Raw genomic sequence first — 25,340 nt, 5'->3', positions numbered from 1 at the left:
CGGGGCAATCCTCGGGACAGCGAAGGGAAAGGGATAACCCCTGAGAGGCTGGAGCGGCAAGCGCGCCCGCGTCCGGGGGCTGTGAACAGTGTGAACAACTCGCGCGGGGTCAGCCCGCAGTGGGGGTGAACTTCGCCGAGAGCACGGGGTAGAGCCCCTCCCAGCTGTAGACATCCTCAAGTAGCTTGCCGTCGAGCGCAAAGCTGGGCGTGCCAGGCACGGCGAATTCGGCGTAGTCGGCCTTGGCGTTGGCGAGAATGGCCTTGGCGGCGGCGTCGTTGGCTATGCAGGCGTCGAGCTCGGCGCGCGACTGGCCGCGGCGCACCAGCATCTCGGTCAGCCCGAGCGCGGCGGCTGCATTGGCGCGGCCGGCCTTGTCGCCGCGCTCCCAGATCGCCTGCTGGCTGGCGGGCGCCGCGCGCGCCTTGCCGAGCCAGTCGGCCTGAGCGAGCATCAGCGCCTGGTGGCGGCCCTTGAAGCCCGCCGGATCGCCGCACTGGGCAAGGAGGGTCACCGCGAGGTCGAGCCCGTTGCGGATCACCGGACGCACCTCGACGTTCATCTTGCCCGGCTTCAGGAGCACGATCTCGAGCGCCGGTTCGCCCCGCGCGGCGAAATCGGCGCAATGCGGGCAGGTGTAGCTGATGAACTCGATGAGCTTCGTATCCGCCGCCGGATTGCCGATCAGGTGGCCGCGCGCGGTGCGGGCGATGGTGGTCTGCCAGTTGCCGGGGTTCTCGGGCGCGCCGAAGGCGCTGCCCGGACGCGAGAGGTCGGCTGGCTGCTGCTGCTGCTGCTGCGCGGTCACCGGGCCGGTCGCCAGCGCCATGAGGGCGGCGGCGGCGGAAAGGAGGAGGGGCTTGATCATCACGTCTGGTCGTCCTGAGGGGTGTCGGCTTCGCTGTTCGAGAGGCTGCGGGCGAGCGATTCGAGCACGGTGCGCAGTTCCGGATCGCCGATATCGCGCAAGCTGTCGCCCAGTTCCAGCGGGATCGGCTTCAGGGAGGGCGGTGGGCGCACCGGCCTGCCGTCAGCGGGCGGGGTGACGGCGCCCTGCCTCAGCTTGACCCGGGCGACCGCGCGGTAGCCGAAGAAGCGGTTCACCCGCTCGATGATCTCGGGGATGACCTGCGTGATGAGCGGCGCATGGGCCGGCACCACAACCAGCTCGAGGATGCCCTCGGCCTTCTCGCCCGGGGGAAAGCGGATCGCCTCCGGGCTGCACACGCGGGCATGAGCGGGGCCGACGATCTCGGGCCAGCGGGTGACGACCGAGGACTGCACGAAGCCGAAGCGGCGGAAGGCGGTGCGGCCGATTTCCGGCATCAGGTCGCCGATCGCGCGCGCGCCCTGTCCGCGTGGGCGGGCATAGGGCTTCGGAGCGGCCTTGCCGGTGCTTTTCTTGTCGCTTCCCATGTCTGCGCCCGCCATGCCATAGGCGGCGCGTGACTGCCAGCATCTCCGACCAACTGCTGTCGTGGTACGACGGGAACGCCCGCGACCTGCCGTGGCGCCTGCCGCCGGGGAGCGCGCTGCCCGATGACCCCGCATGGCCCTATCGCGTATGGCTGTCGGAGGTGATGCTCCAGCAGACCACGGTGGCGGCGGTGAAGCCCTACTTCGCGAAGTTCACCGCCACTTGGCCGACGGTCGATGCGCTCGCCGCCGCTTCGGACCATGACGTCATGGCGGCATGGGCGGGGCTCGGGTACTACTCGCGCGCCCGCAATCTGGTGAAATGCGCGCGTGCCGTGGCGGAGCGGGGCGGCTTTCCCCGAACCGAGGCCGAACTGCGCGCGCTTCCCGGCCTTGGCGACTACACCGCTGCCGCCGTGGCCGCGATCGCTTTCGGCGAGCGGGCGGTGGTGGTCGATGCCAATGTCGAGCGGGTGGCGGCGCGGCTCTTCGCGATCGACGAACCCCTGCCGGGCGGACGCAAGGCGATCCGCGCCGCGGCGGACAGGATCACGCCCGAGCGGCGCGCGGGGGACTTCGCGCAAGCCCTGATGGACCTCGGCTCGCATATCTGCACCAGCAAGTCCCCGCGCTGCCTCCTCTGCCCGCTCGCCGAAGCCTGCGAGGGTCGCCGCGCAGGCGAGCCGGAACGCCTGCCGGTCAAGCCGGCGAAGAAGGCGGTGCCGGAGCGGCGGGGCACCGCCTACTGGATCACCCGCAACCGGGGCGCCGATGTGTGGCTCGTCACCCGTCCGCCAGAGGGGATGCTCGGCGGGATGCGCGCCCTGCCCGACGACGGCTGGAGCGCGCGCATGGATGGATCCGGCACGCCGCCGCTTGCGGGTGAATGGCGCAGCCTCGGCGCGGTGCGGCACGGCTTCACCCATGCCAGCCTGACGCTGGAGGTGCTGACGCTCGAAACCGCGCAGGAACCGGCGGGCGAGGGCGGCTGGTGGCCGGTCGAAAGGATCGGCGAGGCGGGCCTCGCGACGCTCTTTGCGAAAGCAGCGCAGATCGCGCTGGCGGCGGACTAGAGGATCCCGCCGCCCAGCGTCAGCCTGACGCCCGCGATCAGCAGCACGATCAGGCAGAAATTGCGCCCGCCGTCCTTCGAGGACAAGGCACCGATGATGATCCCGACCACGATCAGCGGCAGCGCGAGCCAGTTGGCCCAGCCGAGCAGGGGGATCTGCGCGGGGATCACGATCACGAGGCTGACAAGCCCGACGAGATAGGCGAGGACGTTGAGCATGTGTCTTATATGGCTAATACGCCCCGCGATTGCAAGCACCCCCTGTGCCCCCGATTGACCCGCGCCGCGCCCTGCCGCAGACATGGCCGCGACGCACCAAGCCGGAGATTCTCCCCACATGCCGACCCCCATGTCGACCTACGCCTTCGCCTCTCCCGTGATCTCGCGCCGCGCCCTGTTCCGCAGCGGTGCGCTGCTGGCCGCAGGCGGCGCGCTTTCCGGGCTGCCCTTCGGCCGCGCGCTGCTGGCGCATGACGTTGCCGAGGACTGGCCCGCGGTCGCGGCGATGGCAAACAAGTATGTCGGCACCCGCAAGCTCGCCAACCTGTTCCTGACCTTCGGCTGGGGGCAGGAAGACCACGCCCACACCGTCGGCGGCGGCACGCTCTCGCTGGCGAAGCCCGCCCCGGTCGACGAGAATTCGCTCTACCGCATATATTCGATGTCCAAGCCGATCACCGGCATGGCGACCATGATCCTGATCGACGAGGGCAAGCTCGGCCTCGACCAGCCGCTGCACGAGATCCTGCCCGCCTTCCGCAACATGCAGGTGCTGGTGCGCCCCGACGCCGACCTGATGGACACCGAGCCGGCGATCCGTCCGATCACCATCCGCCAGCTGCTCACCCACACCGCCGGGCTGGCCTACCAGATCAACCCGAAATCGCCGCTGGTCGATGCCTACAGCGCTGCCGGCCTTGTCGGCGGACGGGTGAGCCGGATGCCGATCCCGGGCTTCCCGCCCGTGACCCCCGCGCCCAATCTCGCAGAATGGGCCGACCGCCTCGCCGAACTGCCGCTGATGTACCAGCCGGCGACGAAGTGGAACTACAGCTGCTCGATCGACCTGCTCGGCCGGGTGATCGAGGTGGCGAGCGGGATGGATTTCGAGGCCTTCCTCAAGAAGCGCATCTTCGACCCTTGCGGCATGACCAGCACCTGGATGCAAGTCCCCGCGAGCGAGGTGCACCGCCTTACCGACAATTACGGCATACTCGGCAGCAATGCCTTCCCGCTCGATCCGGCGGCGAACTCGATCTACCTCGATCCGCCCGAGGTGCCCACCGGCGGCGGGGGCCTTGTGTCCTCGCCCAAGGATTATGACCGCTTCCTGAGGATGCTGCTCGGCTACGGCCGGCTCGATGGCAAGTTCGTGATGAGCGAGGAGGCGGTGCGCGTCGGCACCTCGAACCTCATCCCGGCCACGGTCGACCTCACGGGAAGCTGGATGGAAGGCGAGGGCCACGGCGCGGGCGGGCGCTCGTCCGGCACGACCTTCGGCTGGGGCGGGGCGGCGGGCACGCTGGCGGCGGTCGATTTCGAGCTTGGCCTGCGCAGCGCGCTGTGGACCCAGTACATGCCGTCGGAAGCCTATCCGATCCGCGACGAATTCCTCGCCGCGATGGAGAGCGACCTCGCGGCGATGCGCGCGAAGAAGAAGGCCGCGTGATGCACGCCCCCGCGTCTGCGCCGCTCATGGCCTTCGCCGGATCGCCGATCGACCGGGCGGACCACATCCGCGTCGATGATGCGGCACTGGCGGGCCTGATGAACTGGCGCGCGAGGGTGCTGCTGCTCGAGGGGTTGCTGCCGGGCGTGGACGAGCAGGGCGGCTTGGTGTGGGGCTCGCTGGCGGACGTGCCCGAGGAGGCCGAACTGGTGTTCCTCGGGATGCTCGACGGTAAGGCGCACTTCGCTCCCGTTCCCGCCGAGGGCGCTGAAGGGCCGGCCTATGCCATGCCGCGGGCGTGGCAGCTGATGACCCAGCTCGCGCCGCCGGACCTGGCGATCTACGGCGCGGCGAGGAGCCTTGTCGACTGGCATGCGCGGCACCGTTTCTGCGCGCGCTGCGGCTCGCCGACGAAGCTCGTCAAGGGCGGCTGGCAGCGGCACTGCGACAATTGCGGCGCGGACCACTTCCCGCGCACCGATCCTGTCACGATCATGCTGGTCGAACATGAGGACAGGCTGCTGCTGGGCCGCCAGCCGCGCTTCCCGCCCAGGATGTATTCAGCCCTCGCCGGCTTCGTCGAACCGGGCGAGACCATCGAGGAAGCGGTCGCGCGCGAAATCCACGAGGAAGCGGGCGTGCGGGTGCGCGATGTGAAATACATCGCCAGCCAGCCCTGGCCCTTCCCGAGCCAGCTGATGATCGGCTGCACCTCGGTCGCCGACGATCCGACGCTCAACATCGACAAGACCGAGCTCGAGGACGCCCGCTGGTTCACCCGCGCCGAGCTGATGGAAGCGCGCGCGGCCGGGGAAGCGGGGACGGATCTGCTCTACTTCCCGCGCCCCTTCGCGATTGCGCACCATCTGGTGTGCTGGTGGCTCGACCGATGACAGGTCATCGCCTTGTCATCGACATCTGGTCGGATGTCATGTGCCCGTGGTGCCTGATCGGTTATGGCCAGCTGTCGAAGGCGCTGAAGGAACTCGAAGGCGAGATCGCGGCCGAGATCCGCTGGCGACCGTTCGAGCTCAACCCGCAGATGCCGCCCGAGGGCGAGGAGCAGGAGGCCCATCTCCGGCGCAAATATGGCCGCCCGGCGGAAGAGGGCGCGCGCATTCGCGGGCAGATGAAGTCGATTGCCGAAAGCGCTGGCGTGTCGCTGTCGTGGGAAGGTGAGGGTGATGCCCCTCCGGCGATGATGTGGAACACTCGCGATTGCCACAAGCTGCTCGCCTTCGCGCTCGAGCAGGCCGGCCCCGAGGTGCAGACCGCCCTCAAACTCGCGCTGTTCCGCGCACATTTCAACCAGCGCCGCGACCTGTCGGACCGGACGGTGCTGCTCGATATCGCCGCCGCGGCTGGCCTCCACCGCGAGGCGGCGAAGGCTGCGCTCGATGATCCCGCACTCGAGGCCCGCGTTATCGCCGAGGAACAGCAGGCCTGGGACATGAACATCTCCGGCGTCCCGGCGATGATCGTCGAAGGCAAGTTCCTGATCCCGGGCGCGCAAACCCCCGAGGTCTACGTGAACGCCCTGCGCCGCGTCGCCGCGAAGGTGCGCGCGGCGGGTTGACCCATATTCGGGGCGGGGGGCCGTCCGTCAGCCACCCATGTCAGCGCCCCTTTGCGCCGTTCCCTGCAAGCCGGTGGGACGCGACCCGCCATCCGGCCGGACGCTCCATTCCAGCAGGAGAACACCCATGTCCAAGGTTTCAGCCATTTTCGACAGCCACGCCGAAGCCGAGCGCGCCGTGCGCGATCTGCGGATGCTGGGGATCGGCGATCACGACATGTCGGTGATCGCCCACCACAAGGGCACCACCACCACGCGCTCGGGCGACATCGACGTGACCGACGAGGACCATCGCAACGTGCTGCGCGGCGTGCTCGGCGGCGGGGCGCTGGGCGCAGGGCTGGGCGTGGCCGCTCTCGCGATCCCGGGTGTCGGGCCGCTCGCCGCGGCCGGCGCCATCGCTGCCGCCGCCGTGCCGGAAGCGGTCGGCGTCGGCGCGGTTCTCGGCGCGATCGGCGGCACGCTCAACGAAACGCTCACCAAGCACGGCGTGAGCGAGGAAGACGCGACCTATTACAACGACCGCATCAAGGAAGGCGGCGTGGTGGTGACGGTCGAGGATATCGGCGTCGACGAGGAAAAGCTGCGCGAGGTGCTCTACCGCAACGGCGGCCACAACGCCTCGCGGGCGCGCGGCGTGGCCTGATCGCTGGCCTAGCCTGGCCGGACGCGGGGGTAAGCCCCTCGCGCCCGGTCCGGCACCGCAGAACCGAAGGGCCGGAACGATGGCACTCATGCCCCGGATGCGCGCGCCCGCCAGGGCGCTGCCCGATATCGGGCGCGGCGGCTTCGTCGCGCTCGGCGTGCTGCTGATGACGGTGGGGGCGCTGTCGCTGCTGTTCCCCTTCCTAGCCGCCCTGTCCTTCAATCTGGTCGTCGGTGTCACCCTGCTCGCCGGAGGGATCGTCACGCTGGTACAGGCCATCCGGCTGCGTGGCTGGCGCGGCTTCGCGCTGCAGGTGCTGCTGGGGCTGCTCTATGTCGGGGGCGGGATCATCTTCCTCGTCGCCCCTCTGGCCGGCGTGCTCGCGCTGACGGTGCTGCTCGGGGCCTTCTTCGCCGCCGATGGCGCGGCCCGGATCATGCTCGGCCTGCGCATCCGCCGGCAGCGCGCATGGTGGCTGTTCGTCGTATCCGGACTGCTGTCGCTGGCGCTCGGCGTGCTGGTGCTGTTCGGCCTGCCGAGCGGGCTTTCGGTGGCGCTGCTCGGCATCGTGGTCGGGGTCAACATGATCCTGACCGGCTTCAGCTTCGTGTGCTGCACCGGCAAGGAGGCGGACGCCGAGCCCGCGCCGGGCGGCTAGACCAGCCCGAGCCGCTCCAGCTTCATCGCCAGCCTGCCGGGGAGGGCATCGCCGATGTCCTCCCCCTCGGCCACGTCCCTCGGGGCCTTGTCCTCGGTGAGGTAGCGCCAGCCCTGATGCGCGCGCTTGGGCTGGGTGTGGACGCGGATCAGGCGCGGTTCGAGCACGATGTCCCAGCGGCCATCATCCGTCTTCTCGAACCCGAGGATCGGCGAGCGTGCGACGATCGCGTGATTGATGATCCAGTACAGCGATCCGCCGATACACTCCGCATGGCGCGTCGGGCGGTTGCGGGTGGTCAAGGCGATCGCCTCGCGGCCCTCATACCAGCTTTCGAGATGCGCATAGCTTTTCGCCCCGAAGGCGATCTTGGTCAGGTGAAGCGGCATCCTGCGGCTTTCCGGCACCCGGCGCCGGGAGTCAACGGGCGAGGTATTCGTCGAGCGTCAGGTGCAGGCGGCGGATGCGCGCCTCCTGATAGTTCCCGAGCGTCTGCGCCCCTTTCCGCGAGGCCTTGGCCCCGTCGCGCTGGAGCTTGAGGTTCTCGGTGTCCTGATCGAGGATCTCCGCGAGCGCAAAGCCGGGGACGGTGGTGTAGCTGTCCTCGACGCCGAGCCGGACCGGGGTGGCGGGCGGCGGGCGCTCGCCAGAGGCGGGGAGGGGCTGCAACACCAGAATCTCGTGGAGGCATTCGTCCGGCCCGAGCGGGCGGAAGCGGTAGCATAGGCGGATGCCGATGCCGGGGAAGAAGAAGGCATTGGGGAAGAGGAAGTACTCGATCGAATCCATCATCTCGCTGGTGGAGACGCTCGAAAGGTCGGTACCGAAAGCTGCGCCCAGTTCCTCGCGCAACAGTCGCGCGTGCTCGGCGCGGGCCTTGGCGCCCTCAGGCAAGGCGGAGGGATCGCGCCCCAGCTTGCCGAACAGCGTCGCCTCGCTGACCTCCTGCCTGAGGTGGGGCGAGGGCACGCCGACCGCATGGATGAAGCGCGACACGTGCTTGCCGAAGATGTCGTATTGCGCATTGGCATCGGCGGCGGTGTAGACCGCCTGCGCGTGGGTCTCGAGCACGTGGAAGGCTTCCAGAAAAGCCTCCATCGCCATCTTCCAGTTGGCGGGCAGCACCTTCTCGGTGTGGAGCGCGACATAGCGGTCGTGCATCGGCCAGAGCTTGAAGTGCTCCGGCATCACTTCGAGCTGCTCGGCCAGCGGCGGCGGATCGGCACCCATGTGGATGAAGACGAACCCGCCCCAGGTCTCGCAGGCGACTTCGTCGAGGCCGAAATTCTCGTCGGAGACGTGGGGGAAGTCCCATCGACAGGGGATTTCCCGCAAGCTGCCGTCGAGGTTCCAGCTCATCCCGTGAAACGGGCAGCGGATATGCGCCCGCCGCACCCCGCGCGAACCTTCGGCGGCGAACTTCATCCCCCGGTGGGGACAGGAATTGACGAAGGCACGGATCTGCCGGTCGGCCCCGCGCATCACCAGCACCGAGTGGTGGCCGACGTCGTAAACATAGCGGTCGCCGGGATCGGGGATATGCTCCTCGCGGCAGGCCCATTGCCACACGCCCGGCCACAGGCGCTCCATCTCGAGATCGTGGAAGGCCGGGTCGGTGTAGCGCGCGAAGGGCAGGTCTGCGTCGCCGAGGAAGGTGTAGGCCTGCGCGCGCATCGCGGCAGGGGGATTGTCCCCATCGGCATCGAGGATGTCCTGCATCGAGGGGCCGGGGCAGCGCGCCTCCCCCGGCGCGAGTGCGGGGTCGGACGGGGCGGTGAGATCGGGCCTGCTCACCGCATCGCCTCGCGGTGGTAGAGCGGGTCGTCGGGCTTGCGCTGACCCATGATGAAGGGGGTGGCTGCAACCATGCCGTCGGTCGCGGGATCATCGCGCACCCAGTCGACCAGCTCGCTGCGGTAGGCGATCTTCCAGATGCCCCCGCGCCGCTCGTAGCGATCGACGTAACGTCCGGAGATGAACAGATCGCGCGGCGCGTCGCCGTCATCGAAAACGCGGTGATAGGCCTGGTAGTAGACTTCGCCGAAGGCCTCATCTTCGCCGGCGAAGTCGATCAGGTGCTGGCCGATCAGGTGATGGTTGCGCTGGTGCCCGGCGAGCATGGTCATGCAGAAGTCTGCGAAGTCGGCTGGCGAGCCGGAGAACACCCCGTATTCGCACCGCGCCTCGGGCCAGAACTGCGCCGCCAGCAATGCCCCGTCGAGCCGGTCCAGCCCGCGCATGTAGTGTGCGGCCAGATCGATGATGGCGAAACGATCCTCCGCGCTGCCCATCAAGCGATACTCAACCCGCCATCGACGATGAAGGGCGCGCCGGTGGCGAACCTGCTTTCGTCGCTGGCGAGGTAGACCACGAGGTGGGCGATATCCTCGACCTCGCCCATCCGACCGATGGGCTGGGCGATGGAGAAGGCGGCGCGGGTCGCCTCGGGGTCGGGTGTGCCGGCGATGACGCTCTCGACGTTGGGCGTAAGGATCGTTCCCGGCTGGACCGAATTGACCCGCACCCCGTTCTTCTCGCGCGCGCAGTAGAGCGCGATCGACTTGGTCAGCGTCACCACGGCCGCCTTCGCGGAGTTGTAGGCGGCAAGATCGGGCGAGACCTTGTTGCCCGCCGCCGACGAGAAGTTGACGATCGATCCGCCGCCGCCCTTCGCCATCAGCGGGATCGCCGCCTTGCAGCCCATGAAGATCGAGTCGACGTCGACGGTGTAGCAGCGCCGGAAATCCTCCGGCGAGATGTCGGCGATCGAGCCGAACACGGTGATCGCGGCGTTGTTCACCAGCACGTCGAGCCGCCCGTGGACCTGTTCGACCTCCGCGATCACTTCCTGCCAGCGCGCCCAGTCGGTCACGTCCTGCCGGATGTAACCGCAGCCCAGCTCCGCTGCCGTGGCGCTGCCCGCCGCCTCGTCGATATCGGTGATGATCACCGTGGCACCCTCGGCCAGCAGCGCCTTGGCCGACGCCTTGCCGAGCCCCATCGCGCCGCCTGTCAGCAGCACCACCTTGCCTGCCACCCGTCCTGCCATCGCTCTCTCCCCGCTGTGTTTCGGGAGAGGCTATCAGCCGACCAGACCGCTCACCACTGCCAAACTGAGGAAGACCAGGAAGCCCATCGAGTCGGTCGTCATGGTGACGAAGATCGACGAGGAGATCGCCGGGTCGGCCTTCAGGCGTTGCAGCACCAGCGGCACGCACACGCCCGCAATGCCGGCGATCATGATGTTGCACAGGATCGCCGCGCCGATCACGCCGCCGAGCAGCGGGTTGCCGAAGAGCACCGCGACGATGCTGCCGAGCACCACCGCGATGCTCGCGCCGTTGAGGGCCGCGATACTGAGTTCGCGCCGGATCGCGCGGGAGGTGTTGGCGTCGGTGAGCTGGTTGGTGGCGATCGCGCGCACCGTCACCGCAAGAGTCTGCGTGCCGGCATTCCCTCCGATCCCCGCCACGATCGGCATCAGCACCGCAAGTGCCACCATCGTCGCGATCACGTCCTCGAACTGCGCGATCACGGTCGAGGCGACCGAAGCGGTCACGAGGTTCGCCAGCAGCCAGCGCACCCGGGCCTTGTAGGAATCGACGATCGGCTCGTTGATGTCCCCGTCGCCCGCGCCCGACAGCAGCAGCGCGTCCTCGCCCGCCTCTTCGGAGATGATGTGGACGATATCGTCGACGGTCATCTGGCCGACCAGCCGCCCGCTCTCGTCCACCACGGCGGCCGAGATCAGCGCGTATTTCTGGAACATCAGCGCGACCTCTTCCTGATCCATCGTCACCGGGATCAGGGTCTGGTCGCGCTTCATCACGTCGGTCAGCTTGACCGAGCGCGGGGTGGTGAGGATCCAGTTCAGGGCGCAGGTGCCGACCGGATGGTGCCGCTCGTCAATCACGAAGACTTCGAAGAAGTCATGCTCCAGATCGCCGGCCTCGCGCAGGTAATCGATCAGATCGCCGACCGTCAGATGTTCGGGCACCGCCACGAAGTGCCGGCTCATCAGGCGCCCGGCGGTTTCCTCGGGATAGGCGAGCGCGCTCGAGACGGCCTCGCGGGTCTCCGGCTCGAGCTCGGCCATGACCGCGCGCTGGTCGTCCTCATCGAGGTCCTCGATGAGCTGCACCGCGTCATCGGTGTCGAGCTGCTCGGCGATGGTGGCGACCGCCTGCGCGGGCAGGGCCTCCATCAGGTCCTCGCGCACGTAGTCGTTCAGTTCCGCGATGACGTCGCTGGTCATCAGATCGCTGATCGCGGTCGCCAGTTGCGCGCGTTCCGAGCGGTCGAGCAGCTCGATCAGGTCGGCGATGTCGGCTGCGTGCAGCGGCTCGACCAGATCGTAGACCGCGCCCTTGTCGCCCGCATCGAGGGCATCGCGCACCGCGCCGACGTAATCGGCTTTCAGGCGGTTCTCCTCGTCGTGACGCTCGTCGTCGACGCGGTCGTCCGGACGCACCTCGACCTCGCCGGAATCGGCGATCAGGAGATCGTCTTCGGGGATGCGGTCGTCGGCCATGTCGGCGGTTTAGGCGGGGAGGGCGCAAAAGCAAGGCTGGAGGGTGACAGGGGCGACATGGCTGCTAAAAGCGCGGGCAAATTCACGCAGGAGATACCCCAGATGGCCGAAACCCTTACCTTCACCCTCGACAACGGCACCGGCGAACACGGCGATGTCGTCATCAAGCTGCGCCCCGACCTGGCCCCCGGCCACGTCGCGCGCATCACCGAGCTGGCGCAGGAAGGCTTCTACGATGGGGTGATCTTCCACCGCGTGATCGCCGGCTTCATGGCGCAGGGCGGCGACCCGACCGGCACCGGCATGGGCGGCAGCGACAAGCCCGACCTTCCGGCCGAGTTCAACGCCGAGCCGCACGTCGAAGGCGTGTGCTCGATGGCCCGCGCGCAGAACCCCAACAGCGCCAACTCGCAGTTTTTCATCTGCCTCGACGACGCGCGCTTCCTCGACAAGCAGTACACCGTCTGGGGCCAGGTCATCAGCGGCATGGAACACGTCCACGCCATCCCCAAGGGCGAACCGCCGCGCGCGCCGGGGAAGATCGTCAAGGCGACGGTCGCCTGAGCGACACCATCGCATTGCAGGATCCGGAGGGGCGGCTTCGGCCGCCCCTTTTCGTTGAACCGCCGGGCGCTTGGCGCTATGGGCGCGGCCTTCATGAAACCGCAAACGCCTCCCCGGACCTACAGGGTCAAGAGCTTCGGCTGCCAGATGAACGTCTATGACGGCGAGCGCATGGGCGAGCTGCTGGGCGAGCAGGGGATCGTGCCCGCGCCCGAAGGGGAAGAGGCCGACCTCGTCATCCTAAACACCTGCCACATCCGCGAGAAGGCCGCGGAAAAGGTCTATTCCGACATCGGCCGGCTGGTCGCGGCGGGCAAGGAAGCAGAGGCCCAAGGCGGAAGGGCCCCGCTGATCGCGGTCGCGGGCTGCGTCGCGCAAGCCGAGGGCGAGGAGATCATGTCGCGCGCGCCTGCGGTCAGTATCGTGGTCGGCCCGCAGGCCTATCACCGGCTGCCCGAGATGCTCGACAAGGCCGTGAAGGGCGAGCGCGCGACCGACACCGACATGCCCGCCATCGCCAAGTTCGACGCGCTCCCTCAGCGCAAGAAGCGCGGCCCGAGCGCCTTCCTGACGGTGCAGGAAGGCTGCGACAAGTTCTGCACCTATTGCGTCGTCCCCTATACCCGCGGCGCGGAAATATCGCGGCCTTTCAGCCACCTCGTTTCCGAAGCGCAGAAACTTGTCGAAGCGGGCGCTAAGGAGATCACGCTGCTCGGCCAGAACGTCAATGCGTGGTCGGGCGAGGACGAGAAGGGGCGGCGCGGAGGCCTTGGCGGGCTGATCCGGGCGCTCGCCGGGATCGATGGGCTGGAGCGTATCCGCTACACCACCAGCCATCCCAACGACATGGACGAAGACCTCATCGCCGCGCATGGCGAGGTCGCCAAGCTCATGCCCTATCTGCACCTCCCCGTGCAGGCCGGGAACGACCGGATCCTCAAGGCCATGAACCGCCAGCACACGGCGGAAAGCTACCTCAGGCTGATCGAGCGCTTCCGCGCCGTCAGGCCTGATATCGCGCTGTCGGGCGATTTCATCGTCGGCTTTCCGGGCGAGACCGAGGCGGAGTTTGAGGACACCCTGAGCATCGTCGACGAAGTCCGCTACGCCGCCTGCTTCAGCTTCAAGTACTCCCCGCGTCCCGGCACGCCCGCGGCGACGATGGACGGCCAGATCGCCCCCGAGGTGATGGACGAGCGCCTCCAGCGCCTTCAGCAGCGCATCGGGCACCACCAGTATGCCTTCAACCAGGCGAGTGTCGGCAAGACCTGCAAGGTTCTGGTCGAGCGCACCGGGCGCCATCCCGGCCAGTGGCTCGGCAAGTCGCCCTGGCTGCAATCGGTGTGGTTCGAGGGCGATCACGCGATCGGCGATCTGGTCGAAGTCACGCTCGCTGAAGCCGGCCCCAACTCCCTGAAAGGGCTAGTTTCCGTCCCGGCCTGATCGTTCTGCGGCGACTGCCGCGCGGGCGATGTCGTTGTAGACCCGGCGCGGCTTGGCATTGCGCGACACGTTGTAGAGCTCGCTCACCAGCGCCCGGTCGAACTCCGTGAGGCCTTCGGGCGGGGCGGGATCGTCGAACAGGGTCAGGATGGTGGGCGCGGGCACTCTGCCCTCGGGCGACCCGGTGCCGAGCAGGGCGCGCATCGTCGCATAGTCGGCCAGCTGTCCGAGCGTGAGGCCGTCTGCCGCATCGCGCGCGATCAGCACCGCGGCCCCGGTGATCTCGGTGGTGACGATTGGATCGGTGCGGCTGAGCGGCTCGATTTCCGTGAACGTCGGGAACCTCAACTGGTCGCCAAGCTGTGGACGGAAGGCCTGACCGGTCGCGTCGCGCACCGCGATCCTGTTCCACGCCCGCACCGGCCCGGTCTCGCCCAGCACGCGTTCGCGCTGGTAGCCGGCGAGATGGGCGAGCTGCGGCGACTCCATGCTGAGCCAGCTTGCCGCAGGCCCTGCCGCAGGGGCCATGAAGGCGACCCGCACCGTCGGTACGCAGCCGGGTTTGCGCTCGGCACCGACGCCGAGCGCATCGGCATTATCGCGGATCCGCGCGGCCACCACCTCGGCATCCCCGGGCGCAAGGCCGAGCACCGCGACGCAGACGGGATAGAAGAACTTCGCCACCGGCTGGTTCATCCGCGGCTGGCGGATCACCTCGCGGGTGAATTCGCGCATCTCCCGCTTGCGCTCGGCTTCGGTGGAGGGCGGGCGCACGATGATCGGCTCGCCCTCGGGCACACGCTTAGCCTTGGCGGTGTCAGGCGGAGCGGCACCGACGGAGGGGGTGCTCGCGACAACCGCGGCAATCGCCCAGAGCGCAAGCACCCGGCGCATCGGCCTCTACCTCCCGCCCTTTGCCGCCGCAGCGGCCAGCACCTCGTGGGCGAAAGCCGTGCGCGGCATGGTGTAGAGAGCCCGCAGATAGGCCCTGTCCGACGCGGTCCATTCGCGCGGGGCCTCGGCAGGGGCGACGAACATCGAGAGAATCGTGCGCGGTGCGAGCGCGGCATCGGCTGCGACCTCCGCTGTCGGCGCGAGCAGGCGCAGGGTCGCGTAATCGGCGAGCTGGACCGGGCTGAAGCCGCCGGTCGCACGCTCCTCGAACACCACCATCGTCGTCAGCAGGTCTTCCGGCGTGCGCAGGATCGAACGTTCGCTCGTCCAGTTATCGCCGCTGGTAGAAACCCCGAATTCCGCGTCGCCCTCGCCGATGCGGGGGGTCATCTCGACCGCCTGGAAAACGTAGGCCGGATCGCGACCGGCGAGTGCGGCGTCGATCTCCTTCTCGCTCATGCGGCGGAACAGCTTGCGGCCGCCATCGCGGACAGCCTGCATCTGTGCGCGGGCATCGTCGGTGAAGCTGACCAGCGCGTTGGGCGAGCACCCTGCGCTGCGGGTGCGGACCCCGGCGGCGCGAGCATTGTCGATGATCCGCTTGGCGACGACCCGCGCGAAGTCCTGATCCTCGGCGGCCACCACCAGGCACAGCGGCGAGCGCAGCTTGGCAAGCGGGCGGCGGTCTTCGGGATGGCCGGCCACGGTCCGCACGAGCGCCAGCGAGGACGCCTCGGGCGGCCCGCTTTCCGTCGTTGTGCTGGCGTGGAGCGGGGCAGTGGCGAACAGGCTTGCGGCGCCGAGGAATGCGAGGCTGAGTCTCATCGGCACATCCTTTCGTTCGCAAAATCAACATTCTGGCGCTGAACTGTCGATGAACGGGCGACCTTTGCAAGACGTTCCCCCGGCAAGGCGGATGGCACTTCGATGACTTTCCACCACCATCTCGCCGCACACGGCTTGCCAAGCCGCGCGGGCGACTTACCTTCGCGACTCAAGGTCCGGGGGATCGTCCCCGGTCCTTAGCCAAAGGAACCTATGGGCCGACGACCCTCCCGTGCCGGACACCCGGCGCTCTCGCCCGATCCGCGCGGCATTCCGGCACCCCGGCGCGCGCGAGTCGATCTGACCTTCGAGAACCAGGCCCTGCTGGGCCCGCTGTTCGGGCAGTTCGACGCCAATCTGGTGCAGGTCGAGAACCGGCTGGGGGTTTTCATCCATGCGCGCGGGCACCAGGTGGTGATCGAGGGGCCGGAGGACGACGTCGCCCGCGCCCGCGAGACCCTGAAGACCATGTACGACCGGCTCGCCCGCGGCGAGGCGCTCGATAGCGGCGCGATCGAATCGATGATCGCGATGTCCGCCGAACCGACGCTCGAGGGCATCATCGCGGGCGATCAGGGCGCGCCGCCGATCATGATCCGCACGCGCAAGAAGACCATCGTCCCGCGCTCCGCGACGCAGATCGAATACATGCGCGCGCTTGCCCGCGACGACATCATCTTCGCGCTGGGGCCGGCGGGGACGGGCAAAACCTATATCGCGGTCGCCCAGGCGGTGAGCCAGCTCATCACCGGGAGCGTCCAGCGCCTGATCCTGTCGCGCCCGGCGGTCGAGGCGGGCGAGAAGCTGGGCTTCCTGCCCGGCGACATGAAGGAGAAGGTCGATCCCTATCTGCGGCCGCTCTACGATGCCCTCAACGACTGCATGCCGCCCGAGCAGGTCGAGCGGCGGCTGGCGAACGGCGAGATCGAAATCGCGCCCATCGCCTTCATGCGCGGACGCACGCTCGCCGACAGCTTCATCATCCTCGACGAGGCGCAGAACACCACGCGCGAGCAGATGAAGATGTTCCTCACCCGCTTCGGCCAGAACAGCCGGATGGTGATCTGCGGCGACCCGCGCCAGGTCGACATACCCGGCGGACCGAGGATGAGCGGATTGAACGACGCGGTCGAGAAGCTCGAGGGCATCGAAGGCTTCGGCACGATCCGCTTCACCGCCGCCGACGTCGTGCGCCACCCGATCGTCGGTCGGATCGTCGAGGCCTACGAGGGCAAGGACGAGAGCGAGGGGGCCTAGCGCGGAGCGGCCATGCTCATCGCTGCATGGTTCGTGCTGCTGGCTGCTGCCGCGTGGCTGGTGTGGGCCGGCTGGCTCATGGCCTTCCGCCCGGCCAGCGCACTCGACCTCCTGAGCCGCACCGCCACAACCTGTCGCATCAACGCGATCGAGCAGGTGCCCCGGCTGGTCGCGGGCGCGGCGATGATGGTGCGCGCCGATGTTTCGCGCTTCCCGCAGTTCTTCGCCATTGCGGGAGGGTTCATCGTCGCCAGTTCGATGGTGCTGCTGATCATCCCGCTGCGATGGCACAACGGCTATGCGGTGTTCTGGGCGAAGCGCATCCCCCTGCCCGCAGTGCGGCTCATCGGGCCTCTGTCGGTGCTCGGCGGGATCGGGCTGATCTGGGCGGCCTAGGAGCCGGGGGCCGCCTGTTCCGGTATCGGCGGCTGCGGCCACAGGTGCGACGGGCTGATTGTCTTGAACCACACGATCACGTCGTGCCCCATGCCGACGGGCAGGGGAATGTCGCCGGTCTCGAAACTGGTGACCTGCCAATTCGCCGGATTGGCGACCCAGCCTGACCAGCCGCGCCAGTAGGGTCGCCCCGTCCAGCGCGCGACCGGGCCCTCGGCCGGGCGCCGCGCGAGATCGATCCACATCGCCACCTGACCGGTGCGGTCGAACACGTGGCCGAGTTCCCCCGGGCGGTTGTTGGGCAGGTTGAAGGGCTCGAGCGTCTGGCGCTGCGAGGCGCGCGTGAAGTCGGCGCCTTCGGGCACCAGCGTCGCGCGGAAGGCACCCTGCGACCAGGTGAAGCCGACCGTGGCGTAATCCTCCCCCAGCTTCTCGCGCAGCACCGTGCCGACCGTCACGAAGCCCACCGCCTTGGCGATGTCGGGCAGATCCTCGAGCACGTGCATGTCATGGGCCCACAGCGCGCCCCGCTCCCCCGGCTCGAGCATCGCGAGGGCGTTCTCGCCCATGTAGCGGTCGCGCCGGGCGAAATAGGCGGCATCGGCCTTCGACTTGTCGGCATCGGCGCGTTCGAATTCGAAGGCCATGAAGGCCTGGTGCGCCGTGCGCGCCGCCCAGCGCGCTTCGGCAAAGCCGGGATCGGCGCGGGCGGCAGGAGGAGCGGCCGCGAACCACGCGTCGAGCGCGGCGGCGCCGGTGGCGGCGCGCTCCGTCTCGGCGCGCTCGGCATCGATCAGCCAATCGACGAAGCGGGTACGCGGCTTCTCCATCGCCGCGATCAGCGGGGCGAGATCGGCGCGCACGCGCGCGGCGGCGGCAGGATCGTGCCGCTCCGCCAGCGCCAGCGCCGCCGCCGCGTCGCGCCCTCCGTCCTGCACGTCCACCCCGACGATCCGCACCTTGCGCTCAGCGGTCCGGTTCCAGTGACGCAGCCACAGCAGCAGGCCCGCGAATTCGTCGTTCTTCCAGATGCGGAAGAAGGCCGGGGTTTGCATCACCACGGCCGGATCGCCGATCCCTTCGCGGACATAGCGGTCGAAGGCCAGCGCCGGTTCGCGGTTGGCCTCGAGGATCAGCACCTCGATCTGGCCGCTGGCGACAAGCTGCCGGATCAGCGCGGCCTTGAAGGCCTGATCCTGATGCGAACCATGGGTCGCCTCGCCGATGCCGATCACCCGCGCGCCGCCGAGCCGCTGCGCCAGCGGTGCCAGGGTCGCGGTGTCATAGGCCGAGGGGTCGAAGGCGACGCCGCTGGTCTTGATCCAGTCGACGGCTGCTGCCTCTTCCTCTGCGGTCGCGGGCGTGAGATCGGGCAGTTCGGGCTCGGCCAGAGCCGCGCCCGTCCCTCCTGCCCACAGCGTCGCACCGATCACCAGTTTGGCAAGTCGCATCGCAATTCCCCCCGGAATGTGTTCGCGCGTCACGCTAGCGGGGATCGCGGCGGATTCGAAGGGCGAAACGGCGCAAGGACGCGGCTTTCCCCCGGCGGGGATTCCGGGCTAAGGCGCACGGGCATGGAACTCGACATCGATATCGAAGACTGGCCTGCCGGTGACTGGGAGGCGCTCGCGGCACGCGCTGCTGCCGCTGCGGGCGAGGGGGAGCCGCTGCTCTCCAACCCGCGCCTTATCGCCAGCGTGCTGTTCACTTCGGACGCGGAGGTCCACACCCTCAATCGCGAGTGGCGGCAGCGAGACAAGCCGACCAACGTGCTCTCCTTCCCGATGCTCGAGCGGGACGAGCTTGAGGTGCTCGCCCCTGATGGCCCTCCAGTCATGCTCGGCGACATCGCTCTTGCGCATGAAACCTGCGCGCGCGAGGCGGCGGAGAAGGGCGTCACTCTCAAGGCCCACGCGACGCACCTTATCGTCCACGGGCTGCTCCACCTTGCCGGTCACGACCACGTCGACAGCGACGAACAGGCCGAGGCGATGGAAGCTCTGGAGACCCGCATACTTGCCAAACTGGGCATCGCTGACCCATATGGCGGGTGAAACCACAAGGAGCCCTTCGCAAGGCCATGGCCGATTCCCATTCCTCCACGTCTCAATCGGGAGACGCGGACAGTAGCAGCGGGCTGTGGCCTGCTCTGCGCAAGATCCTGAGGCTCGAGGGCGCGCGGTCCCTGCGCGAGCAGCTCGAGGAAGCGATCGACGAGCACGAAGACGAGAACGGCGGCTCCGGAAGCGACGAGGGCTCAGGCACACGGGGCGATCTGTCGCGGGTCGAGCGGCAGATGCTGCGCAATCTCCTCCATTTCTCCGAACACGATGCCGACGATGTCGCCGTGCCGCGCGGCGAGATCATCGCGGTCGAGGCCGGGATCAGCTGGGACGAAATGGTCGCGGCCTTCTCCGAACACGGCCACTCGCGCATGCCGGTCTACCGCGAGACGCTCGATCAGGTGATCGGGATGATCCACATTAAGGACATCTTCCCCTTCCTCGCGAACGGCACGCCGCCACCCGCCGATTGGACCACGCTGATGCGCCAGCCGCTCTACGTGCCCCAGGCGCGCGGGGCGCTTGACGTGCTCGCCGACATGCGCACCCAGCGCGTGCACCTCGCGATCGTGCTCGACGAGTTCTCGGGCACCGACGGGCTCATCACGATCGAGGACCTGGTGGAGGAGATCGTCGGCGACATCGAGGACGAGCACGACGAGGCCCCGCAGGAACTGATCTCCCCCATTGGAGAAGGCATGTGGGACATCGACGCCCGCGCCGAACTCGATGACATCGCCGAGCGCATCGACCCGCGCCTTGCCGATGTGGAAGAGGCAGTCGACACGCTGGGCGGGCTCGCCTTCGTGCTCGCCGAGGCGGTGCCGCCGGTCGGCACGGTGCTGGAGCACCCGAGCGGCTGGCGTATCGAGGTGACCGCAGGCGACGAAACTCATGTGACGCGGTTGCGGCTGCATCCCCCGGCGACCGAGGAAGACGTGCAGTAGGCGCAACTTTTCGCGTATCCACGAATTTTTTCTTCGATTTTTTGCATCCGAATTGCGGTTTCGGGCGTATCTCCCTCCACTCAAGGAGAGAGTTCATGCCTGCACGTCGTCTTCCCCCCCTGCGCGCGCTCGAAGCCTTCATGCGCACCGTGCGGCTCGGTTCCGCCCGCGCGGCGGCGGAGGAGATCGGCCTCAGCCCCTCCGCGCTGTCGCGGCGGATCAGCAATCTCGAGGAATTCGTCGGGAAGAAGCTGTTCACCCGTGCGCGCCAGTCGATGCAGCTGACCGACGAGGGCCAGGCCTTCTACGAGGCGGTGAACCCGCACATGGAGGCGCTCGCCCGGGCGGTGGAGAGCCAATCGGACAACATCGCCCTGCTGCGCCTGCGCCTCGGCGTGCTGCCGATGTTCGGCAGCCAGCGCCTGTTCCCGCGGCTGGGCGAGCTGCGCAAGCGCCACCCGCTGCTCCACATCGACATCGACAGCGCGCCGCATCTCGAGGACCGGGTGGGCGACACGCTCGATGCCGCGATCATCCTGTCGCGCGGTCCGGCGAGCGGGCTCCACGCGGTGCGGCTCGACCACAATCTGGTCCACGCGATCTGTTCTAAGGAGATCGCGCGCACGATCGGCACCGACATCACGCCCGAGGTGATGGCCAAACAGACCTTCCTCATCCACAACGAAATGCCCGAGAGCTTCGTCGCGTGGAAAAAGGCGAACGGCCTGGAGACGATGGATCTGGCCGCGATTGATCACTACGATTCGGGCGCGCTGATGCTCGAGGCTGCCGCGCAGGGCCTCGGCATCGCGATCATGCACGATGACCACCTGCGCCGCGCCAACGACAACCGGCTGATCAACTTGCCCGGCAAGCCGGTCGAAAGCCCCTATTCCTACTGGTTCGTGTGCAAGCCAGTGGCGCTGGAGAGCCGCCCGGTCCGGATCTTCCACGATTGGCTGGTGAGGGCAGGGCTCTAGTCCGCTGCCTCGGTCTTCGCCTGATAACGCACCGGGGGCACGGTGTGCGCGAAGGGGCGCAAGGGGCGACCGAGGATCTCCACCAGCGCCTCCTCGATGCGGCGGCGCGATTCCTGGCTGATCGCCTTTCGGCCCTTGAAATCCTCGGGGCTGAAAGGCTCGAGATAGTGCAGCGCGACCTTGAAGGTGCCCTTGCGCGACAGGACCCGCTTGGCGTTGTTGAGGCCGCCTTCCTCGCCGATCCAGCCGATCCATTCGGCGACGGGCCCGTAGTCGACGATTACCGGCTGCACGAGCACGCCGGGCGGGGGCGGCTCGAGAACCGACAGCATCGAGGTCTTGAACGGCAGCAGCGACTTCCCGTCGGTGGTGGTGCCTTCGGGGAAGACGGTGACCGACCAGTTGTCGACCAGCGCCTCCTTGAGGGCATTGATCTGCTCGGCCACGCCCATGCGGTGCTCGCGCTTGACGAAGACCGTGCGGTTGAGGCTCGCGAGCCAGCCGACCACCGGCGCCTCGGCCAGTTCAGCCTTGGCGACGAAGGCCGTCCCGCTTGCCCCCGCCAGCGCGAGGATGTCGACCCATGAGACATGGTTGGCGACGAAGAAGACATCGCGCTTCAGGTGCGTTCCGTGGACCGTGACCCGTGCCCCGCACACCCGCGCCGCATAGCGCAGGAACAGCATCGGGAAGGGCGAACCGTAGGAGACGGTGCGGTAGAGGTAGTGGAGCGGCACGAAGACGACGATCAGCGCGATCAGCGCCAGCGCGCGCGCGACGATCCGCAGCCAGCCGACCGGGGAGACCGGGGTCGTCTCCCCGCGCGCGGCGGCCTGCCGCAGCTCCCAGTCAGTCATTGCGCGACAGGCGCACGCCGTAGAGCTCCATGCGGTGATCGACGAGGCGATAGCCGAGCCGTTCCGCGATCTGGCGCTGGAGCGCCTCGACCTCGGGATCGACGAATTCGACGACCTTGCCGGTCTCGACGTCGATCAGGTGATCGTGATGCGCCTCGGGCACGGGTTCGTAGCGCGAGCGCCCGTCGCCGAAATCGTGGCGATCGAGGATGCCCGCTTCCTCGAACAGGCGAACGGTGCGGTAGACCGTGGCGATCGAGATGCGCGGATCGATCGCGGCGGCGCGACTGTGGAGCAGCTCGACATCCGGGTGGTCGTCGCTTTCCGAAAGCACCTTGGCGATCACCCGGCGCTGCTCGGTGATGCGCAGGCCCTTTTCGGCGCAGAGTTGTTCGAGGTCGATTTTCTGGGTCAAGGAAAGCTCCATCGCCAGGCGCGGCGCTCCATCCGGATGCGACCGCCCGAAAGCATTGCAGCCTCACCCCTACAGGGACGAGGCTGCATGCTCAAGCGGGCCGTCCACCCTCTCAACAGGGCGGCGGGGAGAGTTCAGGCGCCCTTGCGGGGGCGGCGCGCCTTGGGCGCGCTCTCGCCCGGCTTGCGGCCGAGGCCGATCTTCTTGGCGAGGTCGCGGCGCTTTTCGGCATAGTTGGGCGCGACCATCGGATAATCGGCCGGCAGGCCCCAGCGTGCCCTGTATTCCTCGGGGCTCATGTTGTAATTGGTGCGAAGATAACGCTTGAGCATCTTGAGCTTCTTGCCGTCTTCGAGGCACACGATGTAATCGGGCTTGACCGAATTGCGCACCGCGACAGCCGGCTGGGGCTTGGCTTCTTCGACAACCGGCGTCTCTCCAAGATTGGCGAGTGCAGCGTAGACGTTGGTGATGAGTCCGGGCACGTCGGCGACCGCGACATCATTGTTGCTGACATGGGCGGCAACAATGTCGCTGGTCAGCGTGATAAGTGTTTCTTTCATATCCATTTCCAGATTGTCCATGAGTTCCTCACTGGCGTCTTTTCGCTCGCGCCGGTTACTGCGCCATGAACTACGGCGACTACATTGGCAACTAGGTTGCTTTGCTTGTTCACGGATTCGGGATGAATCGCAGGTTACTAGATCGAACGTGCGAAAGTAATCGCGTCGATGCGATCCCCATTAGCCATGCGATAATAGTTTCGCCGCTCGCCGATTGGTTCGAAGCCGAACTTGCGATAGAGGTGTATCGCCGGATTGCCTCGCCGCATTTCCAGAAAGATGCGCTCCGTGCCCCGGCCTCTGGCGGCAGCGAAGAGGTGCTCGATCAGAGCCGTGCCGATGCCGCGCTGGCGGGCAGGCGGCACGACCGCGATCAGGAGCAGTTCCTCCTCGTCGAGCACGTGGCGGGTCAGCACGAAACCTGCCGCGGCAGGCGCAGGTCCTGCGCCCTCCGGGATCGGGGCGCCCGTGGTATCGACCACCAGCGCATGGGTGCTGGGCAGGGTGAGCGCGTCGGCGACCTGGCGCCGGTTCCAGGCCTCGCCATAGGCAGGATCGAAGGCCGCCTCCATCACCGACATGATCCGGTCGAGGAGGTGCGGGCAGGGCGTCATCCGCGCACCCGTTCCGCCATCGGCGTGGCATCGGGTCCGCGCCCGTAGATCGGAGCGAGGACGGAGGTGAGTAGTTCGGGCGGCAGCAGCGGCACGGCGGCGGCGTCGGGAAGGAGGTCGAGCACCCGCGCGGCGGAACCGTCTCCCGCGAGCGCAGCCGCACGGTTGCCCGCCACCACCGCCGCCCGGGCGCGGTTGGCCGCGGCCTCGGGAGTGAGCGAGGTGGCCTCGCACAGCGGCAGGCCGTCCGCCCCGAAATCGGCGACGAACCATTCGCCGTGCCCGCCGTTGACGCACACGGTCACCGGCTCGCCCGGACAGGCGGCCTGCGCCCGGGCTGCGATCAGCGCGAGGGTCGGGTAGCCCAGCACCTCGGCGCCCCAGGCAAAGCCGAGCGCGCGGGCCGTCGCAAGGCCGATGCGAACGCCGGTGAAACTGCCGGGGCCGAGGCTGACGAGAATGCGCTCCGCCCGGCCCTTTTCCGGCAGGGCGGCGATCATCGGCACCAGCGCTTCGGCGTGGCCGCGCCCGATCACCCGGTGATCATGCGCAACAATGCCGTCGCCCTCGAACAGGGCGATGCTGCACGCCTCTGAGGCTGTTTCGATCGCGAGCACCCGCATGGGGTCCGCCCTGCCTCAGCAACCCGTCGCAAGCAAGCGGCGATACGTCCTATGCGATGGTGTTGAAGCGCGCGAAATCGGGGCGGGGGGAGCGATCGAAGATGCTCGCCGGATCGCCGTAGCCGACCGAACAGATGAAATTGACGCGGTGGCGGGGTTCGTCGGCGAAGAAGGCCGCCTCGACCGCCTGACGGTCGAAGCCCGACATCGGCCCGCAATCGAGCCCGAGGGCGCGCGCGGCGAGCATCAGGTATGCCCCTTGCAGCGAGGAGTTGCGGAAGGCGCCTTCCTCGCGGCCCTTCTCGTCGCCCTCGAACCAGCTCTTGGCGTCGGTGTGCGGGAACAGCCACGGCAGTTCCTCATGAAAATCAATGTCGTAGCCGATGATCGCGGTGACGGGCGCGGCGGCGACCTTCTTCTTGTTGCCCTCGGACACGCATTCGACGAGCCGCGCCTTGGCCTCGGGCGACTTGACCCACACGATCCGTGCCGGCTGCATGTTGGCCGAAGTGGGCGCCATCTTCATGAGGTCCCAGATCGCATGGAGCTGTTCGTCGCTCACCGGCCGGTCGAGCCACCCGTTATAGCTGCGTGCCTCGGTAAAGAGCTGCGCAAGAGCTGCAACGGATAGCGGATGATCGTGGTACTGCATGGTCATGCCGCGCGCACCTCTGTCACTTCGGGGACATAGTGCTTGAGCAAGCCCTCGATCCCGTGCTTGAGCGTCGCGGTGCTCGACGGGCAGCCCGAGCACGAACCCTGCAGGGTCAGATAGACCACCCCGTCGCGGAAACCCCGATAGGCGATGTCGCCGCCGTCACCCGCCACGGCGGGCCGCACGCGGGTTTCGAGCAATTCGTTGATCGCGGCGATCACCTCGGCATCCTCGGGGCGTTCCTCGACCGCCATGTCCTCCTCCGGCGGCGGGACGCTGATCCCGCCGGCGGTGGCGGTGGCGAAGAGCGGGGCCTCGGATACGAAATGGTCGAGCAGGATCGCGATCACCTGCGGCTTCAGGGCGCTCCAGTCGGCCCCGGGCGCGGCGGTGACGCTGACGAAATCGGCGCCGAAGAACACGTTCACCACCTCGCCCGTGTCGAAGATCGCCTGCGCGAGCGGGCTCGCCTCGGCCGCCTCGGGCGTGGCAAATTCGCGGCTGCCTGCGGCCATGACGGTCTGCCCGGGCAGGAACTTCAGCGCGGACGGGTTCGGGGTGGTTTCGGTTTCGATGAACATGGTGGGGATTTAAGAGCAATTTTGTCCGATTTCAAGCGCGCGATGCCCTTGTCGCGGCAGGGTTGCGCATTCACTATCGCTTCACCTTTTGGCTC

Annotated in this window: 31 protein-coding genes; 13 read left to right on the top strand and 18 right to left on the bottom strand. The window is 68.0% G+C overall.

Annotated elements, in window-relative coordinates; genetic code table 11:
- Positions 1–109: 109 nt before the first annotated feature.
- Both CBR61_RS13210 and CBR61_RS13205 read right to left on the bottom strand, forming a co-directional pair.
- Entirely contained in the window at positions 110–868 is a 759-nt protein-coding gene (locus CBR61_RS13210) for a DsbA family protein (RefSeq protein WP_088914782.1), read from the bottom strand.
- Complete coding sequence (locus tag CBR61_RS13205) at positions 868–1,431, bottom strand: DUF721 domain-containing protein (protein ID WP_088914781.1); 564 nt, start codon at positions 1,429–1,431, stop codon at positions 868–870. Before CBR61_RS13205 ends, CBR61_RS13210 begins: the two co-directional genes overlap by 1 nt.
- Positions 1,432–1,445: 14 nt before the next feature.
- Here CBR61_RS13205 and CBR61_RS13200 point away from each other — a divergent pair, with 14 nt between their 5' ends.
- Positions 1,446–2,489, top strand: coding sequence for an A/G-specific adenine glycosylase (locus CBR61_RS13200; protein ID WP_088914780.1), 1,044 nt, complete (start codon positions 1,446–1,448; stop codon positions 2,487–2,489).
- On the opposite strand, the gene CBR61_RS13195 is transcribed toward CBR61_RS13200, so the two are convergent.
- On the bottom strand, positions 2,486–2,707 hold the full coding sequence (locus tag CBR61_RS13195) for a hypothetical protein (protein ID WP_088914779.1): 222 nt from the start codon (positions 2,705–2,707) through the stop codon (positions 2,486–2,488). The genes CBR61_RS13200 and CBR61_RS13195 overlap by 4 nt on opposite strands.
- Before the next feature lie 118 nt (positions 2,708–2,825).
- Here CBR61_RS13195 and CBR61_RS13190 point away from each other — a divergent pair, with 118 nt between their 5' ends.
- The 5 genes from CBR61_RS13190 (at position 2,826) to CBR61_RS13170 (ending at position 7,037) form a co-directional block, all read left to right on the top strand.
- A complete protein-coding gene (locus CBR61_RS13190; RefSeq protein WP_233996735.1) occupies positions 2,826–4,157 on the top strand; it encodes a serine hydrolase domain-containing protein in 1,332 nt (443 codons plus the stop codon).
- Entirely contained in the window at positions 4,157–5,050 is an 894-nt protein-coding gene (nudC, locus tag CBR61_RS13185; RefSeq protein ID WP_088914777.1) for an NAD(+) diphosphatase, read from the top strand. Before CBR61_RS13190 ends, nudC begins: the two co-directional genes overlap by 1 nt.
- On the top strand, positions 5,047–5,733 hold the full coding sequence (locus tag CBR61_RS13180) for a DsbA family oxidoreductase (RefSeq protein WP_088914776.1): 687 nt from the start codon (positions 5,047–5,049) through the stop codon (positions 5,731–5,733). Before nudC ends, CBR61_RS13180 begins: the two co-directional genes overlap by 4 nt.
- Positions 5,734–5,860: 127 nt before the next feature.
- Complete coding sequence (locus CBR61_RS13175) at positions 5,861–6,379, top strand: hypothetical protein (protein ID WP_088914775.1); 519 nt, start codon at positions 5,861–5,863, stop codon at positions 6,377–6,379.
- A gap of 79 nt (positions 6,380–6,458) precedes the next feature.
- The gene (locus CBR61_RS13170) at positions 6,459–7,037 is read left to right on the top strand and encodes an HdeD family acid-resistance protein (RefSeq protein ID WP_088914774.1); all 579 of its coding nucleotides are present in this window, start codon (positions 6,459–6,461) and stop codon (positions 7,035–7,037) included.
- Here CBR61_RS13170 and CBR61_RS13165 read toward each other — a convergent pair.
- The 5 genes from CBR61_RS13165 to mgtE are packed head-to-tail and all read right to left on the bottom strand — an operon-like array spanning position 7,034 to position 11,568.
- A complete protein-coding gene (locus tag CBR61_RS13165) occupies positions 7,034–7,426 on the bottom strand; it encodes a DUF1489 family protein (RefSeq protein ID WP_088914773.1) in 393 nt (130 codons plus the stop codon). The two genes, CBR61_RS13170 and CBR61_RS13165, sit on opposite strands and share 4 nt — an antisense overlap.
- 31 nt (positions 7,427–7,457) lie before the next feature.
- Complete coding sequence (locus CBR61_RS13160) at positions 7,458–8,831, bottom strand: aromatic ring-hydroxylating dioxygenase subunit alpha (protein ID WP_088914772.1); 1,374 nt, start codon at positions 8,829–8,831, stop codon at positions 7,458–7,460.
- Positions 8,828–9,328: a nuclear transport factor 2 family protein gene (locus tag CBR61_RS13155; RefSeq protein ID WP_088914771.1), complete on the bottom strand. Its 501-nt coding sequence runs from the start codon at positions 9,326–9,328 to the stop codon at positions 8,828–8,830. The genes CBR61_RS13160 and CBR61_RS13155 overlap by 4 nt, the downstream gene beginning before the upstream one ends.
- The gene (locus CBR61_RS13150; protein ID WP_088914770.1) at positions 9,328–10,086 is read right to left on the bottom strand and encodes a glucose 1-dehydrogenase; all 759 of its coding nucleotides are present in this window, start codon (positions 10,084–10,086) and stop codon (positions 9,328–9,330) included. Before CBR61_RS13150 ends, CBR61_RS13155 begins: the two co-directional genes overlap by 1 nt.
- Before the next feature lie 33 nt (positions 10,087–10,119).
- Positions 10,120–11,568 (bottom strand): magnesium transporter, encoded by a 1,449-nt coding sequence (gene mgtE, locus CBR61_RS13145; protein WP_088914769.1) that lies wholly within the window; start codon positions 11,566–11,568, stop codon positions 10,120–10,122.
- A 102-nt stretch (positions 11,569–11,670) separates the two neighbouring features.
- Here mgtE and CBR61_RS13140 point away from each other — a divergent pair, with 102 nt between their 5' ends.
- Together CBR61_RS13140 and miaB are read left to right on the top strand one after the other, a co-directional pair.
- Positions 11,671–12,132, top strand: coding sequence for a peptidylprolyl isomerase (locus CBR61_RS13140; protein ID WP_088914768.1), 462 nt, complete (start codon positions 11,671–11,673; stop codon positions 12,130–12,132).
- A 93-nt stretch (positions 12,133–12,225) separates the two neighbouring features.
- Complete coding sequence (gene miaB, locus CBR61_RS13135; protein ID WP_088915626.1) at positions 12,226–13,575, top strand: tRNA (N6-isopentenyl adenosine(37)-C2)-methylthiotransferase MiaB; 1,350 nt, start codon at positions 12,226–12,228, stop codon at positions 13,573–13,575.
- Here miaB and CBR61_RS13130 read toward each other — a convergent pair.
- Positions 13,555–14,469 (bottom strand): hypothetical protein, encoded by a 915-nt coding sequence (locus CBR61_RS13130; RefSeq protein WP_088914767.1) that lies wholly within the window; start codon positions 14,467–14,469, stop codon positions 13,555–13,557. The genes miaB and CBR61_RS13130 overlap by 21 nt on opposite strands.
- A gap of 6 nt (positions 14,470–14,475) precedes the next feature.
- Positions 14,476–15,294, bottom strand: a complete 819-nt coding sequence (locus tag CBR61_RS13125) for a hypothetical protein (RefSeq protein ID WP_088914766.1) — start codon at positions 15,292–15,294, stop codon at positions 14,476–14,478.
- A gap of 213 nt (positions 15,295–15,507) precedes the next feature.
- Here CBR61_RS13125 and CBR61_RS13120 point away from each other — a divergent pair, with 213 nt between their 5' ends.
- Together CBR61_RS13120 and CBR61_RS13115 are read left to right on the top strand one after the other, a co-directional pair.
- Positions 15,508–16,551, top strand: coding sequence for a PhoH family protein (locus CBR61_RS13120; RefSeq protein ID WP_088914765.1), 1,044 nt, complete (start codon positions 15,508–15,510; stop codon positions 16,549–16,551).
- Between the two features lie 12 nt (positions 16,552–16,563).
- Positions 16,564–16,947, top strand: coding sequence for a hypothetical protein (locus CBR61_RS13115; RefSeq protein ID WP_088914764.1), 384 nt, complete (start codon positions 16,564–16,566; stop codon positions 16,945–16,947).
- On the opposite strand, the gene CBR61_RS13110 is transcribed toward CBR61_RS13115, so the two are convergent.
- Positions 16,944–18,398: an erythromycin esterase family protein gene (locus CBR61_RS13110; protein WP_088914763.1), complete on the bottom strand. Its 1,455-nt coding sequence runs from the start codon at positions 18,396–18,398 to the stop codon at positions 16,944–16,946. The genes CBR61_RS13115 and CBR61_RS13110 overlap by 4 nt on opposite strands.
- Before the next feature lie 123 nt (positions 18,399–18,521).
- Between CBR61_RS13110 and ybeY the strand changes: the two genes are divergently transcribed.
- From ybeY to CBR61_RS13095, 3 genes are all read left to right on the top strand, one after another.
- Positions 18,522–19,001, top strand: coding sequence for an rRNA maturation RNase YbeY (ybeY, locus tag CBR61_RS13105; RefSeq protein ID WP_088914762.1), 480 nt, complete (start codon positions 18,522–18,524; stop codon positions 18,999–19,001).
- A 26-nt stretch (positions 19,002–19,027) separates the two neighbouring features.
- Positions 19,028–19,957 carry a hemolysin family protein gene (locus tag CBR61_RS13100; protein WP_088914761.1) on the top strand — a complete coding sequence of 310 codons (930 nt, stop codon included), beginning with the start codon at positions 19,028–19,030 and terminating at the stop codon, positions 19,955–19,957.
- Positions 19,958–20,052: 95 nt separating this feature from the next.
- Positions 20,053–20,937 carry a LysR substrate-binding domain-containing protein gene (locus CBR61_RS13095; protein ID WP_088914760.1) on the top strand — a complete coding sequence of 295 codons (885 nt, stop codon included), beginning with the start codon at positions 20,053–20,055 and terminating at the stop codon, positions 20,935–20,937.
- Here the strand turns inward: CBR61_RS13095 and CBR61_RS13090 are convergent.
- The 7 genes from CBR61_RS13090 to CBR61_RS13060 form a co-directional block, all read right to left on the bottom strand.
- Positions 20,934–21,794 carry a lysophospholipid acyltransferase family protein gene (locus CBR61_RS13090; RefSeq protein ID WP_088914759.1) on the bottom strand — a complete coding sequence of 287 codons (861 nt, stop codon included), beginning with the start codon at positions 21,792–21,794 and terminating at the stop codon, positions 20,934–20,936. The two genes, CBR61_RS13095 and CBR61_RS13090, sit on opposite strands and share 4 nt — an antisense overlap.
- The gene (locus CBR61_RS13085) at positions 21,787–22,209 is read right to left on the bottom strand and encodes a Fur family transcriptional regulator (RefSeq protein WP_088915625.1); all 423 of its coding nucleotides are present in this window, start codon (positions 22,207–22,209) and stop codon (positions 21,787–21,789) included. Before CBR61_RS13085 ends, CBR61_RS13090 begins: the two co-directional genes overlap by 8 nt.
- A gap of 134 nt (positions 22,210–22,343) precedes the next feature.
- A complete protein-coding gene (locus CBR61_RS13080; RefSeq protein ID WP_088914758.1) occupies positions 22,344–22,793 on the bottom strand; it encodes a MucR family transcriptional regulator in 450 nt (149 codons plus the stop codon).
- Positions 22,794–22,909: 116 nt separating this feature from the next.
- On the bottom strand, positions 22,910–23,386 hold the full coding sequence (locus CBR61_RS13075) for a GNAT family N-acetyltransferase (RefSeq protein WP_088914757.1): 477 nt from the start codon (positions 23,384–23,386) through the stop codon (positions 22,910–22,912).
- Positions 23,383–24,009, bottom strand: a complete 627-nt coding sequence (gene tsaB / locus CBR61_RS13070; RefSeq protein ID WP_088914756.1) for a tRNA (adenosine(37)-N6)-threonylcarbamoyltransferase complex dimerization subunit type 1 TsaB — start codon at positions 24,007–24,009, stop codon at positions 23,383–23,385. Before tsaB ends, CBR61_RS13075 begins: the two co-directional genes overlap by 4 nt.
- A 49-nt stretch (positions 24,010–24,058) precedes the next feature.
- Positions 24,059–24,667, bottom strand: coding sequence for a malonic semialdehyde reductase (locus CBR61_RS13065; protein ID WP_088914755.1), 609 nt, complete (start codon positions 24,665–24,667; stop codon positions 24,059–24,061).
- Positions 24,664–25,245 carry a NifU family protein gene (locus CBR61_RS13060; protein ID WP_088914754.1) on the bottom strand — a complete coding sequence of 194 codons (582 nt, stop codon included), beginning with the start codon at positions 25,243–25,245 and terminating at the stop codon, positions 24,664–24,666. The genes CBR61_RS13065 and CBR61_RS13060 overlap by 4 nt, the downstream gene beginning before the upstream one ends.
- Between the last annotated feature and the right edge of the window lie 95 nt (positions 25,246–25,340).

Source organism: Porphyrobacter sp. CACIAM 03H1 (genome assembly GCF_002215495.1).
GTDB lineage: Bacteria > Pseudomonadota > Alphaproteobacteria > Sphingomonadales > Sphingomonadaceae > Erythrobacter.
This window is presented reverse-complemented; position numbering and strand designations above follow the sequence as displayed.

Excerpts from the sequence above, each read along its gene's own strand:
- CBR61_RS13210 (WP_088914782.1), bottom strand. The coding sequence starts at position 868 with ATGATCAAGCCCCTCCTCCTTTCCGCCGCCGCCGCCCTCATGGCGCTG.
- CBR61_RS13205 (WP_088914781.1), bottom strand. The coding sequence starts at position 1,431 with ATGGCGGGCGCAGACATGGGAAGCGACAAGAAAAGCACCGGCAAGGCC.
- CBR61_RS13195 (WP_088914779.1), bottom strand. The coding sequence starts at position 2,707 with ATGCTCAACGTCCTCGCCTATCTCGTCGGGCTTGTCAGCCTCGTGATC.
- CBR61_RS13190 (WP_233996735.1), top strand. The coding sequence starts at position 2,826 with ATGCCGACCCCCATGTCGACCTACGCCTTCGCCTCTCCCGTGATCTCG.
- nudC (WP_088914777.1), top strand. The coding sequence starts at position 4,157 with ATGCACGCCCCCGCGTCTGCGCCGCTCATGGCCTTCGCCGGATCGCCG.
- CBR61_RS13180 (WP_088914776.1), top strand. The coding sequence starts at position 5,047 with ATGACAGGTCATCGCCTTGTCATCGACATCTGGTCGGATGTCATGTGC.
- CBR61_RS13175 (WP_088914775.1), top strand. The coding sequence starts at position 5,861 with ATGTCCAAGGTTTCAGCCATTTTCGACAGCCACGCCGAAGCCGAGCGC.
- CBR61_RS13170 (WP_088914774.1), top strand. The coding sequence starts at position 6,459 with ATGGCACTCATGCCCCGGATGCGCGCGCCCGCCAGGGCGCTGCCCGAT.
- CBR61_RS13165 (WP_088914773.1), bottom strand. The coding sequence starts at position 7,426 with ATGCCGCTTCACCTGACCAAGATCGCCTTCGGGGCGAAAAGCTATGCG.
- CBR61_RS13155 (WP_088914771.1), bottom strand. The coding sequence starts at position 9,328 with ATGGGCAGCGCGGAGGATCGTTTCGCCATCATCGATCTGGCCGCACAC.
- CBR61_RS13150 (WP_088914770.1), bottom strand. The coding sequence starts at position 10,086 with ATGGCAGGACGGGTGGCAGGCAAGGTGGTGCTGCTGACAGGCGGCGCG.
- mgtE (WP_088914769.1), bottom strand. The coding sequence starts at position 11,568 with ATGGCCGACGACCGCATCCCCGAAGACGATCTCCTGATCGCCGATTCC.
- CBR61_RS13140 (WP_088914768.1), top strand. The coding sequence starts at position 11,671 with ATGGCCGAAACCCTTACCTTCACCCTCGACAACGGCACCGGCGAACAC.
- miaB (WP_088915626.1), top strand. The coding sequence starts at position 12,226 with ATGAAACCGCAAACGCCTCCCCGGACCTACAGGGTCAAGAGCTTCGGC.
- CBR61_RS13130 (WP_088914767.1), bottom strand. The coding sequence starts at position 14,469 with ATGCGCCGGGTGCTTGCGCTCTGGGCGATTGCCGCGGTTGTCGCGAGC.
- CBR61_RS13125 (WP_088914766.1), bottom strand. The coding sequence starts at position 15,294 with ATGAGACTCAGCCTCGCATTCCTCGGCGCCGCAAGCCTGTTCGCCACT.
- CBR61_RS13120 (WP_088914765.1), top strand. The coding sequence starts at position 15,508 with ATGGGCCGACGACCCTCCCGTGCCGGACACCCGGCGCTCTCGCCCGAT.
- CBR61_RS13115 (WP_088914764.1), top strand. The coding sequence starts at position 16,564 with ATGCTCATCGCTGCATGGTTCGTGCTGCTGGCTGCTGCCGCGTGGCTG.
- CBR61_RS13110 (WP_088914763.1), bottom strand. The coding sequence starts at position 18,398 with ATGCGACTTGCCAAACTGGTGATCGGTGCGACGCTGTGGGCAGGAGGG.
- ybeY (WP_088914762.1), top strand. The coding sequence starts at position 18,522 with ATGGAACTCGACATCGATATCGAAGACTGGCCTGCCGGTGACTGGGAG.
- CBR61_RS13100 (WP_088914761.1), top strand. The coding sequence starts at position 19,028 with ATGGCCGATTCCCATTCCTCCACGTCTCAATCGGGAGACGCGGACAGT.
- CBR61_RS13095 (WP_088914760.1), top strand. The coding sequence starts at position 20,053 with ATGCCTGCACGTCGTCTTCCCCCCCTGCGCGCGCTCGAAGCCTTCATG.
- CBR61_RS13090 (WP_088914759.1), bottom strand. The coding sequence starts at position 21,794 with ATGACTGACTGGGAGCTGCGGCAGGCCGCCGCGCGCGGGGAGACGACC.
- CBR61_RS13080 (WP_088914758.1), bottom strand. The coding sequence starts at position 22,793 with ATGGACAATCTGGAAATGGATATGAAAGAAACACTTATCACGCTGACC.
- CBR61_RS13075 (WP_088914757.1), bottom strand. The coding sequence starts at position 23,386 with ATGACGCCCTGCCCGCACCTCCTCGACCGGATCATGTCGGTGATGGAG.
- tsaB (WP_088914756.1), bottom strand. The coding sequence starts at position 24,009 with ATGCGGGTGCTCGCGATCGAAACAGCCTCAGAGGCGTGCAGCATCGCC.
- CBR61_RS13065 (WP_088914755.1), bottom strand. The coding sequence starts at position 24,667 with ATGACCATGCAGTACCACGATCATCCGCTATCCGTTGCAGCTCTTGCG.
- CBR61_RS13060 (WP_088914754.1), bottom strand. The coding sequence starts at position 25,245 with ATGTTCATCGAAACCGAAACCACCCCGAACCCGTCCGCGCTGAAGTTC.